Annotated in this window: 11 protein-coding genes; 3 read left to right on the plus strand and 8 right to left on the minus strand. The window is 62.0% G+C overall.

Going from position 1 to position 12,303, the window contains the following annotated elements; translation table 11 throughout:
* Positions 1-405: 405 nt before the first annotated feature.
* The 7 genes from MHJ63_RS05375 to MHJ63_RS05405 form a co-directional block, all read right to left on the minus strand.
* Positions 406-2,145, minus strand: coding sequence for an LpqB family beta-propeller domain-containing protein (locus MHJ63_RS05375; protein ID WP_239446435.1), 1,740 nt, complete (start codon positions 2,143-2,145; stop codon positions 406-408).
* Positions 2,142-3,953, minus strand: a complete 1,812-nt coding sequence (gene mtrB, locus MHJ63_RS05380; RefSeq protein WP_239446436.1) for an MtrAB system histidine kinase MtrB — start codon at positions 3,951-3,953, stop codon at positions 2,142-2,144. The genes MHJ63_RS05375 and mtrB overlap by 4 nt, the downstream gene beginning before the upstream one ends.
* Positions 3,954-4,020: 67 nt before the next feature.
* Positions 4,021-4,701: an MtrAB system response regulator MtrA gene (gene mtrA / locus MHJ63_RS05385; RefSeq protein ID WP_035754442.1), complete on the minus strand. Its 681-nt coding sequence runs from the start codon at positions 4,699-4,701 to the stop codon at positions 4,021-4,023.
* Positions 4,702-4,797: 96 nt separating this feature from the next.
* Positions 4,798-6,102: a hypothetical protein gene (locus tag MHJ63_RS05390; RefSeq protein ID WP_239446437.1), complete on the minus strand. Its 1,305-nt coding sequence runs from the start codon at positions 6,100-6,102 to the stop codon at positions 4,798-4,800.
* 22 nt (positions 6,103-6,124) lie between these two features.
* On the minus strand, positions 6,125-6,490 hold the full coding sequence (locus tag MHJ63_RS05395; protein ID WP_052048209.1) for a chorismate mutase: 366 nt from the start codon (positions 6,488-6,490) through the stop codon (positions 6,125-6,127).
* Between the two features lie 9 nt (positions 6,491-6,499).
* Complete coding sequence (gene mnmA, locus MHJ63_RS05400) at positions 6,500-7,639, minus strand: tRNA 2-thiouridine(34) synthase MnmA (protein ID WP_239446438.1); 1,140 nt, start codon at positions 7,637-7,639, stop codon at positions 6,500-6,502.
* Between the two features lie 148 nt (positions 7,640-7,787).
* A complete protein-coding gene (locus MHJ63_RS05405; protein WP_239446439.1) occupies positions 7,788-9,026 on the minus strand; it encodes a cysteine desulfurase family protein in 1,239 nt (412 codons plus the stop codon).
* A 142-nt stretch (positions 9,027-9,168) separates the two neighbouring features.
* On the opposite strand from MHJ63_RS05405, the gene MHJ63_RS05410 reads away from it, so the two are divergent.
* The 3 genes from MHJ63_RS05410 to MHJ63_RS05420 are packed head-to-tail and all read left to right on the plus strand — an operon-like array spanning position 9,169 to position 11,290.
* Complete coding sequence (locus MHJ63_RS05410; RefSeq protein ID WP_239446440.1) at positions 9,169-10,170, plus strand: DnaJ domain-containing protein; 1,002 nt, start codon at positions 9,169-9,171, stop codon at positions 10,168-10,170.
* A 30-nt stretch (positions 10,171-10,200) separates the two neighbouring features.
* Positions 10,201-10,707, plus strand: a complete 507-nt coding sequence (locus MHJ63_RS05415) for a tRNA (cytidine(34)-2'-O)-methyltransferase (protein ID WP_052048208.1) — start codon at positions 10,201-10,203, stop codon at positions 10,705-10,707.
* A 16-nt stretch (positions 10,708-10,723) separates the two neighbouring features.
* Positions 10,724-11,290 (plus strand): anti-sigma factor domain-containing protein, encoded by a 567-nt coding sequence (locus tag MHJ63_RS05420; RefSeq protein WP_239446441.1) that lies wholly within the window; start codon positions 10,724-10,726, stop codon positions 11,288-11,290.
* Positions 11,291-11,427: 137 nt separating this feature from the next.
* Here the strand turns inward: MHJ63_RS05420 and MHJ63_RS05425 are convergent, their stop codons facing one another.
* Positions 11,428-12,303 (minus strand): PIG-L deacetylase family protein, encoded by an 876-nt coding sequence (locus MHJ63_RS05425; protein WP_239446442.1) that lies wholly within the window; start codon positions 12,301-12,303, stop codon positions 11,428-11,430.

The following is a 12,303-nucleotide window of genomic DNA, read 5'->3' on the forward strand; positions in this document are numbered from 1 at the left end:
GCGTAGATCATCAACTACCGCAGGGTGCAACAGAGCCTTGCCTAAGCGCGAGGAGCATTCCGGACACAGCGGGCCGGCATCGCTGGTACATCCCACGCACCGAGCAGGCAGAATCGCACGTGCTGCCTCACTCACTGCCTGGCGCATCGTGGTTCCGGCAGGCCCAAACCATACGGCATCAGCGGCCTCCCGCCACCGCGCTACACGACCGCCAGGGCTGTTGTTGAGTCGCCGCCTGCCGGTTGTTCCGCGCTTGTCGGTTCCACCGGTTCCGTCTAAGCGCCTGCTTGGTGCCGCCATGTACTCAGCATCGCGCACCGCACGCCGCACTCAACCGCGAGAAGGAAAAGATGTGGACAGAACACCGGGAAACCAGACCTGTGAATAGGCAAACGCAGCAACTACTTAGCCTGCGTAGGAAAGCTGGCTTCCGTCTCTGCGAACCTGCCGCCATCCGTTAGAGGTGCGCTGATAGAGGCCGTCAGCGTTCTCTGCATACACATCCTCGGGGCCCACACCCACCGTCAGGTGCGTTAGCCCCAGCAACGGTTGCCGCCACATGCTCGTTTCGTCGTTGAGGCCGATCTGCTCAACATCCACCCGGGCCGTGGAATCGGGTTTATACACAACCAGGTCGGCCGCCCCGATCCACTGCACGCGTGTCGGGTTCACGGTGGTCTTTAACCTCAGCGGGCTCGCTAAAGCTACCGGACGGTCAGTCTTGGTGCGTTGAATACCGGATACCTGCAAGCGTTCGCCATCAGCGTCCGTGAGCGTAAACGCAAGCCGTGCTCCGTCCGGAGAAACCCGCACCGAGGTCACAGAGGTGTTAGGTTTCATGTCCAGCTTCATGCGGACCGTTTTCCCGTTCGAGGAATCGTAGGCCACCACGCCCTCAGGGTCCGATGTCCACACCCACCCGAAGCTATCCATCGACGGCGCGGTCATGACCGGGCCGCTGGCGAGCTCCTTGTACGTTCTTTTCTCACCGTCCACGGCCAAAAGCCGGGTCTGTTGGGCCGCTAAGACCGCGTATTTGGTGTCATCTTCTGGCTGCATCGTCGGAGACGACAGCCCCGGGCCTAAAGTCGAATCCGTCTCAATGAGTGTGCTGTTGGAATCACGCACACGCACCAAAAGGTCGTTCTGAAGCCCCACGAGCTTATCCGATACCTCGGCTTCGACAACAGGTGGATTGCGTTCAGCATCAGCGGAAACCTTCAACTCTTGCTGATCCACCGACATTGAGACCTGATTGACCGAGGACAATTCGTTCAAACTCAGGTCCAGTTGCCGCATCATGAGGCTACGTTGCCGGTCATCAGCGCCAGCAACAACACCCTCCGGAACATCAACCTGAGCCATGCCGTCCTGCACGGGCACAGCCTGCCGGGCAAGTTTCGCATCGCGCGGGAACGCGCTCGAGACCGAACCCTCAAGATAGGGCGCAGGGCCATGCAGTAGCGCGGTCACGACAGCGGTAGCCATACCTTGACGGCGCGCGAACCACCGAACATCCGGCACCACGGCCGTGAACTGCGGGTTATAGAACGCGAGCTCTACAGGTTCGTAGGCGCGTTGGAACAGCTGCGATTCAACCACTACGCTATCGGGCACCTTCGAGATGCGCCATTCCCCGTTTTCTTTCAAAACCTCAAATTTGAGGTTGCGTGGTTTAGGGTTCTCAGCATCGGTTTTCACACCGTAGGCGTCGATCGTGCGCAGCACGCGAGGGTTCGCTTCCAGAGCGCTTGCGCCCTCCCCGGAACGCTTCACCTCAGGTGTTGAGTCAGTGACGATGACTTCATGGGTCGGGTTCCATTCAGGCGCCTTCTCTGCAGTCAGGAAGCTGCGGGCCACCGCCCAGTCATCCTGTGAAGAGACACCCGCGGCGAGGAAACCCCTCACGATGGTTTCTGGTGAATCCCCCGGGGACGGGCCAGGCACATCGAAGGTATAGCTTTGTTCCCCGCCACTGCGTTCGCTTGGCTCCAACGTTCCGACAGGCCCCGCGGTGGGGATGCTCCCGCACCCAGCCAGGACGGTAGCGAGCACAACGCTCAGCACGGACATCAGCACGATGCGCCAGCCACGCGAGCCTGTGTTGCAGCTTGCGTTGTGGCTGGGTGAAATCAGCGAGGTCATGGCGCGTCACTCCCCTCAGGCGATGCCGGCTTCGTCGATGCTGCTGTGTGCTGGGCTGCTGTGTTCTGAGTTGGCGTGTTCTGTGTCGCTGTGTTCTGCGCGGTCGTCTTCTGTTCCGTCGCTTTCGCCTCCGCTGCTTTCTCCTCCGCAGCGGGCAGTTGGATCGGGTTGGTGTCGGTGTTGACTGCGGCTTCGATAGCGCCAATCCTCTTACCGTAGGGTCCCAGCGGCAGCGGGGAGACGGTGATTTTCTCGCCGAGGGTTTTAGGCAGTGTCAGGCGGAAGGTCGAGCCGACGCCAGGTTTACCCCATGCCTCGAGCGCACCGCCATGCAAGCGTGCGTCCGCCCGCGCAATGGATAGGCCAAGTCCCGAGCCGCCGGTCGTGCGTGCACGGGCTGGGTCTTTACGCCAGAACCGTTCGAAGACCCGCACCGCATCTTCTTCGCTCAAGCCAATGCCGTGATCTCGTACGGCGACTGCAACCGCATCGGAGTTCTCAGCGATCAGCACCTCGATCGGGTTACCTTCGCCGTGTTCGACCGCGTTGAGGATCAGGTTACGGATGATGCGTTCGATGCGGCGTGGATCCATTGACGCATAGACCCCACGCTTGTTTTTATCAGCACCCACGATGGTGACTTTGACGGGCGAGCCAGCTTTGTCTGCCCACGGTTGGGCTGTGGCCATCGCGCGGGAAACGACTGCTTCGACATCGGTTTTCGTCTCCGCTAGTTGCGCGGCGCCGGCGTCGAAGCGGGAGATTTCGAGCAGGTCATTCAGCAGGCCCTGGAAGCGTTCAACCTGGTCATAGAGCAGTTCGGTTGAGCGGGCGTTGACGGTGCTGAATTCGTCGCGGCTGAGGTAGAGGACCTCAGCGGCCATACGCACCGTGGTCAGTGGTGTGCGCAACTCGTGAGACACGTCAGATACGAAGCGTTGCTGCATCTGTGAGAGCGCTTCAAGCTGCACGATCTGTTCGGCGAGTGAATCCGCCATCCGGTTGAAGGACGTAGACAAACGCGCAAGCTCGTCTTGACCTTGTACTTCCATGCGTTCATCGAGCCTACCGGCCGCGACCTTCTCTGCGGTTTGAGCGGCTTCCGCGACAGGCTGTAGCGAACGGCGGGCCACATACCAAGAAATACCGGTGATGATGACCAACAGAACCGCCCCGCCACCGAGCAACACGCGTTGAACCAACACGAGGGTGTCAGCTACTTGCGAGAAGTCATAGACGAGGAATAGCGCGTAGTCACGGCCCGGCGGGACGGTGACGCGTTTACCGAACGCAACCCCGGGTTTGATCTCGCCTTTTTCCCCGGTCAGCTCGACCGATTGCCAGTAGATGTCGGAGCCGCTGGAGACCTGGTTCTGTAGCTCATCGGTGATAGCCGCCGATGCAACTGATGAGGTGTCTTGGCCCGGAACCCAGTAGGCGGAAGCACCTGGCAGGAGCCGGAACACGACGTCGCGGCGCACCGCGACACCGTCGCCTTGCATGCCGCGCAGAGTGTCCATCACGAGGGTGGATGCGGCGTTGGCGTTGGTGGTCGATGCGGAAGAGAACGCGGAGTCCGCTTGTGCGAGCCCACGGGTCGCTTCAGCGGAAACCTGCTCAAGACGTTCTTCGAACAGGCCCTTGGAGATCTGGGCGCTCAAGAACCCGCCCACAAGAATCTCGGCAAGACCCACCAGGACCACGGTGATTCCCACGGTTCGGAACTGGACGGAACGCCGCCACAACCGCAAACCGAGGCCAAACCATCTGCGTGGATCCCATTTGGAGTGCGCGCTCGGATCGGGCACCACCGTGCTTCGGCGGCGCCTGCGCACCAAATAACGGTTGGGTAGGGCTGCTCGTCTACCCCTCGGTTTAGTTCTGGCCAGTCTTATAACCTACCCCTCGGACGGTCAGAACGATCTCTGGGTTTTCCGGGTCACGCTCAACCTTGGAACGCAGACGCTGAACGTGCACGTTCACAAGCCGCGTGTCTGCACTTTCGCGGTAACCCCACACCTCATTGAGCAGGTCTTCGCGCGTGAAAACCTCGCCCGGCTTGCGGGCCATGGTGGTCAAGAGATCAAACTCCAGTGGGGTCAGCTGCAGTTGCTCGTCCCCACGGAAAACCGTGTGGCGCGCCACGTCGATCGTGATGTCTTTGACCGTGAGTTTGCTACCGTCGTGGCGTTGCCCGCCGCCACGCAAGCGTGCACGGACGCGCGCGAGCAGCTCCGCCGGCTTGAAGGGCTTAGGGATGTAGTCATCAGCGCCCGCCTCGAGCCCGCGCACCACGTCTTGCGTGTCTGATTTGGCGGTGAGCATGATGATGGGGACGTCGGATTCTTCACGGATTTCACGGCAAATCTGGATGCCGTCTTTCCCGGGAAGCATCAGATCCAGCAGCACAAGGTCAGGTTCGCTGCGGCGGAACATCTCGACAGCTTGCATGCCGTGATGGCAGAAAACCGGCTCATGTTCATCGTTCTTCAAAACGATGCCGATCATTTCCGCCAATGCTTCATCATCATCAACGACGAGGACGTGTCCCTTCATTTCCCGCATTCCCTCACATCTGACGCATCGAATCCACCGAACCGTGGCCTATGTATCTCTTATCCTATGTGATCAGCACATAGAAACTCGGTTGGGTCAACCATTCGCGATGTCGCTAAATTTTTGCGCTAGATCGTTCAACCTGGTGAGCCCGCGGCCAAGCTGCAAGTCGGTGAGCTCGGGCGCCGGATTTCCTTGGGCGGCACCGGGCGTGGTTGCCGCCGATGCGGGCGCCGCGGAACGGAAACCGTAGCTGGCTTGCAGGGTTATGCCAAGCAGGTGGCGGGGTTCCAGCCCGGCTTGCCGCAGCGGCTCCAACAGCTCGTCTGCAGTGCGGGTGAGGCAGGATTGCCCAGTGCGGGCGAGGGTTCGGGCCTTTCCATCGGCTAGCGGTTCATTCACGGCACTCTCGGGTAGCGGCGCAAGCACGCGGCTACCGGTGTGTTCCCCATCGGCGAGCGCTTCGATGGTTTCCAGTAGGTTTTCCGCCGCGTGGGCATCCTCCGGCCATGAAACGGTTTCGAACCCGACCGAGACGCCGCCGTTGTTTTTCTCCACAGCCTTCGCAATGGTTTGCGCGCGCCCTCGCGCAGCCTCAGGAAGCCACACGGTCACCGTGTTCTCGCGAGCTAGGGTTTGCGTTTCGCTGCCGGTGGTCCGCGCTGCAGTTAGTGCCGCTGCCGCATCGGCCATGAGGGATTCCCACCATTGCTGGTCCAGGTGCGGAAGCCTGCGGTAGCGGGAGCTGGAACGCCACGAGCCTGCGAATGCGTGGTGCGCATCGGGGTCGATGATCCGCACCACCGGCGTGGCGCCGGGCAGTGAAGCGAGTTGCGGCACTAGCTCCGTGATGCCTTCGCACCAGGCTTGCGCGATGTCGGTGCGGGCAGCGTGGTCGGAAGCTATGGGTTCGCCGTTCGGTAAAGCCAGCCGGTGCATCACTGTGGCTGGCCCCATCACGGTGACACTGCGTTGCCCGAGCGGAGCGTCTTGGGCGTCATCCGCGGTGAGCTGGATGAGCTCACGCAAGCCGTTACTCGCCCGGCGCATCGCGATCCCAGCTTTAGCGCGGGTTCCGGTCAGCCGCCATCCGTGCGCTGTGAGGTCCACCGGCAACCCGGACAGATGCGTGATGGTGCGCTCCCACGCGGTGTCTGCCGGGGACTCCGGAAGAGGCAGAACGTGTGGGCCGGATTCGAGTCCGCCGAACACCTCGTTGAGTAGCTGTGTTGCCCGCAGTGGTGTTGCACGTAACGAGGTGTGAGTTTGTACCCGGCTCGGTGTGCGTGCCTGGGCGCGCGCCTGGGTACGAACCTGCGGCGCGCACACAACACCCTGCCACGCAATGCCCTGCTCGGTGTCCGCTGAACGCTCGGGAGCCGTCGAAGTAGAAGAAGTCATGGTCACAATCAAGCCTGCCGGCTCAGTTGCGTTGTTCGGAGATCGCTTCGTGATGGCGGATCACTTCAGCGATGATGAAGTTCAGGAATTTTTCGGCGAATTCCGGGTCTAGCTGCGCGTCTTTGGCTAGCGAGTGTAGCCGGGCGATCTGGGCGGCTTCACGCCCGGGGTCGCTGGGCGGGAGTTGGTGTTCGGCTTTGAGGTGGCCTACTCGCTGGGTGCATTTGAACCGTTCTGCGAGCAGATATACCAGCGTCGCGTCAATGTTGTCGATGCTGCCGCGGATCCGCAACAGTTCCTGCATCACGGCAGGGTCAACAGTGTCAGGTAGGGAGGATGCCGCCGGGTCCCATTCGTTGGTCACGATGCCTTCGTGTTGATCGCTCATAACCTCACCCTACGCAGTGAGTGCGGCCGGATTCCACGTTGATGAATGGGCTGAGGCAATTGTTGCTTGCCCAATCACACGGTCCCCGGTGTAGAGGACCATCGACTGGCCTGGTGCTACCCCGTTGAGTGTTTCTTCCAGCTCGGCTTCTACGCGGCGGCCCTGTTCGTCGTCGGCGACCCAGCGGGCGCGGCCCGGTACAGGTTTTCCGTGGGCGCGAACCTGGACGGTGACGTCCATCCATGCGCCGCTGGCGGCCTCGGCAGGTTCCGCACCCGCGAATGAGACGCGAATGCCACTGAGCCGATCCACGGCGAGCGCCTCTTTGGGACCGACAACGACTTCGTTGGTTTTCGGCCGGATCGAGAGCACAAAGCGCGGCTTACCGTCAGGTGCTGGATGTCCGATAGCGAGCCCGCGGCGCTGCCCTACGGTGAAGGCTTGGGCCCCTTCGTGTTCGCCTACTTGGGTGCCTTCTTGGTCGATGATTTTGCCTGGCTGCATCTCGATCTGTTCGGCGAGCCAGCCGCGGGTGTCGCCGTCTGGGATGAAGCAGATATCGTGCGAATCGGGTTTCTCTGCCACGCCGAGGCCGCGGCGTTCAGCTTCTGCGCGGACCTCCGCCTTGGTGGGTGCGTGTGCCAGCGGGAACCAGCAGTGCGCGAGTTGGTCCTCCCGCAGAACACCCAGAACATAGGACTGGTCCTTGGCCATATCGGCGGCTCGGTGCAGGGTTGGGCGGCCGTCACCGTCCTGATCCACGCGGGCATAATGGCCGGTCACGACCGCATCGAACCCTAGCGCGATCGCTTTATCAAGCAGGGCTTCGAACTTGATTTTCTCGTTGCAGCGCAGGCACGGGTTCGGGGTGCGGCCGGCGGCGTATTCGTCGATGAAGTCATCCACCACATCGGCTTTGAAACGTTCGGAGAAGTCCCACACATAGAACGGGATGCCGAGGGTTTCGCATGCACGGAACGCGTCATTGGAGTCTTCGATGGTGCAGCATCCACGCGATCCGGTGCGGAGGGTTCCGGGCATGCGTGAAAGGGCGAGGTGGACACCCACGACGTCGTGGCCGGCTTCAACGGCGCGCGCCGCCGCTACGGCAGAGTCCACGCCGCCAGACATTGCGGCCAGAACCTTCATGAAATCCCCCTCAAAACTGTGGCCGGTCAATTCTGCTCAAGGCTGTGCGCAAGGGCAATTCTCTATTGTTTCATGCACCACCGGTGACGCCGTGATCTTTATAGGCGCTAGTGGCGTTTGCGGGCGGTGCCAGCAATGCATGCGCGGGCTAACCGGCGCCTCTGGCTTGCGCGATGACCCCGGGGAGGGCGTCGATGAGCGCCTGCACTGATTCTTCGGTGGTGAGTGGGCCCATGCTGAAGCGTTGCACATCGGTTGCGTCTTGTTTGCTACGGCCCATCGCTAACAGGACGTGGGAGGGCTGCGCCATCCCGGCGGTGCATGCGGAGCCGGTCGAGGTCGCGAACCCGAGGCTGTCTAGGAGGAACAGGACCGAGTCCCCCTGGGCGCCAGGGACGCTCAGATGCACGATGCCGGGCAACTGCTGCGCTGAGTTCCCGCCACGTGATGCCCGGTTAGCGGCTGCCTGGACGCCGGATACGGTCGCGTTGGGGATGGTTGTGGTGATCGCGTGGACCAGTTTTTCCCGCAGGCACTCCAGCCGTTCAATCTCTTGGTCGAGGCTTGCTTGCGCGGCGGTCGCGGCAGCGGCGAAGGCTGACGCGGAGGCGACGTCGGCAGTTCCGGAGCGTAGGCCACGTTCTTGTCCGCCTCCGTGGATGTGCGGTGTGAGCTGGGCGGTGCGGCGCACAATGAGCGCCCCGATCCCCACTGGCCCGCCGAGTTTGTGAGCGGTGATGGCCGCGGTGGTGATAGCAGGATTGTTCAGCTGTGTAGGGGTGTGTCCGAAAGCCTGCACCGCATCCGTGTGGAAGGGCACACCGTGCTCGGCAGCGATGGCTGCGGCTTCTTCGACTGGCTGGATGGTGCCGACCTCGTTATTCGCCCACATCAGGGTCGCCAGAGCGGTGCGTTCCGGCGCGTATGCTAGCGCGGCACGCCACGCATCGAGATCCACCACGGCATCCTCGGTGACCAGAACCAGCACGGGTTCGGCGCCGTGGTGTTGGGCGAGGTATTCGATCACATCAAGCACGGCAGGATGCTCAATCCCGGTATAGATGATGCGCGGCCGGGCCGGCTTGCCCACAGCTGGCTCCGGCTTGGAACCGGGCACTGCGTTGCGTTTGGCGTAGAGGCCCTTGATCGCGATGTTATCGGCCTCGGTGCCGCCTGAAGTGAACACGATTTCAGCGGGATCAACCCCGGCGGCGTGCGCGAGCTCGATGCGCGCGGCATCGTGGATACGGCGAGCAGTGCGGCCCGCGGTGTGGAGCGACCCCGCGTTGCCGATAACCCCCATATGCTCGATGAGCGCGGCACGTGCCGGCTCAGACAGCGGGGTGGTTGCGGCGTGGTCGAAGTAATGGATCGGCTGATTCCTCACCCTCCCAGCCTAGCCCCGCTCCCCTGGCTGGCACTGCTGGCTCACTCCAGCCTGGCTCACTCCAGCCTGGTTCGTCCACCCTCGCTCCCCAGCGCTCACCGTGTTCCGCACCCGATGAGTGAGGTAAGGCAGAATATTGACTATGTCCGCCAGCCGCCGTCAAGCTTTTGAAACTCTCGGTCTACCCCCTAACGCTGACAGCCAAGCCATCCGTAAAGCGTTCCGTGCGCTTTCACGTACCCATCACCCGGATCTCGGCGGCGATCCCGAAACTTATCAGGCGATCACCACCGCCTACACGGTCCTGACCGACACTGCCGCTGCGGCACAAGCCGATACCGCGGCCGCTAGAGCCGCGACCGCACAGCCGCCAGCGAGTCCTTCTGCGCGGTCGAAGTCCGCGCCGTCTACTCAGCGTGCAGCGCAGACCCGGCACGCATCGGGCGCTAGCGGCGCCGCTTCACGCGCCAACAGCACGGCCGCACACAACACAGACAACCGCTACACACCATCTGGCCCTGCTTCCCAGGACGTCACCTACGACGGCGCCCACCCTGCATTGAGTGAGCGTGACGCGCACACGCTCGTGCGGGGCTCTATCCGCCGTCGCAGCTTATTTGACCGCGCCGTCTACCGCGAGGCGCGCACCGCGGCCGTCATGGATCTTTTCGAACGCATCCACGAACACGTTCCTGCGGCCCGCATGGTGCTGGGCGTCCGCATCGACGGGACGGATATTGAAGCAGTGATTTTCGCTGGCCACCGTCTGCTCGCGGTTGATGTTGAGGCTTCCGTGGATGCCGAACACGCGTGGGATGGCACAACACTGCGAGCGAATGGAAAGCCCCTGGCTTATACCCCAGACCACGATGCGGTGCATGCGTTGGAACGCAAGATCGGCGGCAGCCGCGCTGAGGCGTTGCATGTGTTGTTCGTTCCGGGGCGTTCGGCTCAACATCCGGTGGTGAACCGGGTGGGCGCTACCGCAGGTGTCACGGGGCCTTCACCGATTGCGCGTGCCGCCGGCGAGGGGATTGCTTATCTTGCAGGTGGCCCGAACCCCAGTAGCATCAACCTTTCTGTGTATGGTCAGTTGCTCCAGTTCGCAGGACGCGACACACACAAAAAGAACACCGTTCCGTGATCAAACCGTTACATTAGCTAAACTGGCGGCGTGCTACGCATCGTCTTCAATACTCCTGAAATCCCAGGCAACACCGGTAACGCGATCCGGCTCGCTGCCATCACCGGCGCCGAACTGCATCTTGTGGAGCCGTTGGGTTTCGATTTTGAAGACGCGAAATTGCGCCGCGCTGGCCTCGATTATCATGATCTGGCTGTGGTTACGGTGCATCCGGACCTGGATACTGCGTTGCAGAAATTGGGGCCGGGACGTGTTTTTGCTTTCACTACTGACGGACACACCCGTTATGACACCGTGACCTACCGCGAAGACGATATTCTCCTCTTCGGTAAAGAGTCCTCCGGACTCACCGAAGAAGAAAAGAACCATCCGCGCATCACTGAACGTCTCACGATCCCGATGCAGCCGGCCCGCAGGTCTCTAAACCTCGCGAACTCGGCTTCCATCGCTGTCTATGAGGCGTGGCGGCAACACGGGTTCCCAGGTTCCCGGCCGCTGGATGCGGCACCTGCTGATCTCACTATTGGAAACGTTTAAGGAAAGGCTTACAACCATGAACCAACTGAATGAAGCCGACCTTGACGTACTCGGTGACTTTGAGGAACTCGGCGGTTTTGAGGAACAAGAACACGGCCGTAGCCGCCGCAAGGCGCCTTCGGCTGGCAAGATCGCGGTCATCAGCGTCATCACGGTGGTTGTGCTCGCTGTGATCGGTTTCTTCGCGGTGCGTGCCATGTGGCCGTCTTCTGAAAAGATCGCAGGCGAAGTCGCGCAAGAGGTCCTCGACGCCCCGGACGCCCAGACCCACACCGCTAAGTCGAAAGACGGCGAGATTGAGGTGGTCACTAGCGCGGAGTTGAACTCATACGCGGTCAAGGTCAAGGGTGTCCCTCACGCTCCGCAGAACAGCGAATACCAGCTGTATCTAAGCGATAAAGACAACGCGCTACGCCCCTCCACCTTGCTAGGTGGGCAGCCGAACGATGAGTGGGTCGGCGTCCGCAACGAACTCAACACGACGCGTGAAATCCACGTCACGATCGTCACTGAAGGCGGGCAGCAGCGCCCACCAGCCAACGATGTGGTTGCCATCCAGATCCCGGAAGGCGCCGGTAAGTAGCGCGGATAGCGGAGGTGCTCGCTAGCGGCGCAGTAGAGGGCCACTAGCGGCGCGGCAGAGGGCCAGTTGCGGCGCGAGTGTAGCGGCACGGCAGAGGTCCAGTATCGCCGCTGCTAAAGGCCGACTATCGGGACAGCTTAGAAACCGGCGATCGTCTCGGCGGAGTTCACGCACACCGCGTGGAACGACTCCGCCGCTTTCGCATCGTCCGAGGCGGCGCGTTGCTGGGCGATGCGTGCGGCTTGGTGCCGCACAAACTGTTGCATCTTCTCCACATCCGGGTGTTGGGATGCGTGCTTGAGAAGCGCTTGGATCTTGGTTTCGAGGCTCTCTGTGATGTCCACGGCCATGTTCGTTAGGTGCCCCGGTTGCCCGAAGTACCACAGGTGAGGCAGTTTGTGTGGCTCGAGGCCGGCTTCCAGCAGCTCCGGGTATGCGTAGGGGTTCTCCAGCGACGGATACACTGCATGAGTGACCGCTTGCCCTACAGCAAGGTGGTCAGGATGTGATTTCTGGAAGCTCGTGTAGTCCCGCTCAGGGTGGTGGGTCAAGATCAGGTCCGGGCGCACTCGGCGTCCGATCTCCACGATGTCCTTGAGCAGCTCATCACTCACGTGCAGATCCCCGTCCGGGTAGTCCCAGAACTCGACCGAAGCGATCCCCACAACCTCTGCCGCTTCCCGCTGTTCCTCCCGACGGCGGGATACAACATCATCGCCGCGGGCCTCATCGCTGAAACCGCCGGCGCCCCCGCCGGTCACCACGGTGAGGTGGATGTCGATGCCGCCTGCCGCCCACCGTGCCAGTGTTCCAGCGGCGCCGAAGTCAACATCGTCTGGGTGCGCTGTCAGCACCAGAACTTTCGATACACCCACCGGGGCGCCCGTGGCCGGGTCAAGCGCGACGGCGCCCGCTACCCCGGCACCCTCTACCGCGGTGCCCGTTACTCCGGGGCCCTCTGCCCCGGCCGTCGAATCCGCTGACATCGAATTCACCGACGCTGAAGCGTTCAC

This window comes from Pseudoglutamicibacter albus (genome assembly GCF_022346425.1).
GTDB lineage: Bacteria > Actinomycetota > Actinomycetes > Actinomycetales > Micrococcaceae > Pseudoglutamicibacter > Pseudoglutamicibacter albus.

Coding starts and splice junctions, on each gene's coding strand:
- MHJ63_RS05395 (WP_052048209.1), bottom strand. CDS start 6,490: ATGAGCGATCAACACGAAGGCATCGTGACCAACGAATGGGACCCGGCG.
- mnmA (WP_239446438.1), bottom strand. CDS start 7,639: ATGAAGGTTCTGGCCGCAATGTCTGGCGGCGTGGACTCTGCCGTAGCG.
- MHJ63_RS05390 (WP_239446437.1), bottom strand. CDS start 6,102: ATGACTTCTTCTACTTCGACGGCTCCCGAGCGTTCAGCGGACACCGAG.
- MHJ63_RS05420 (WP_239446441.1), top strand. CDS start 10,724: ATGAACCAACTGAATGAAGCCGACCTTGACGTACTCGGTGACTTTGAG.
- mtrA (WP_035754442.1), bottom strand. CDS start 4,701: ATGAAGGGACACGTCCTCGTCGTTGATGATGATGAAGCATTGGCGGAA.
- MHJ63_RS05410 (WP_239446440.1), top strand. CDS start 9,169: ATGTCCGCCAGCCGCCGTCAAGCTTTTGAAACTCTCGGTCTACCCCCT.
- MHJ63_RS05375 (WP_239446435.1), bottom strand. CDS start 2,145: ATGACCTCGCTGATTTCACCCAGCCACAACGCAAGCTGCAACACAGGC.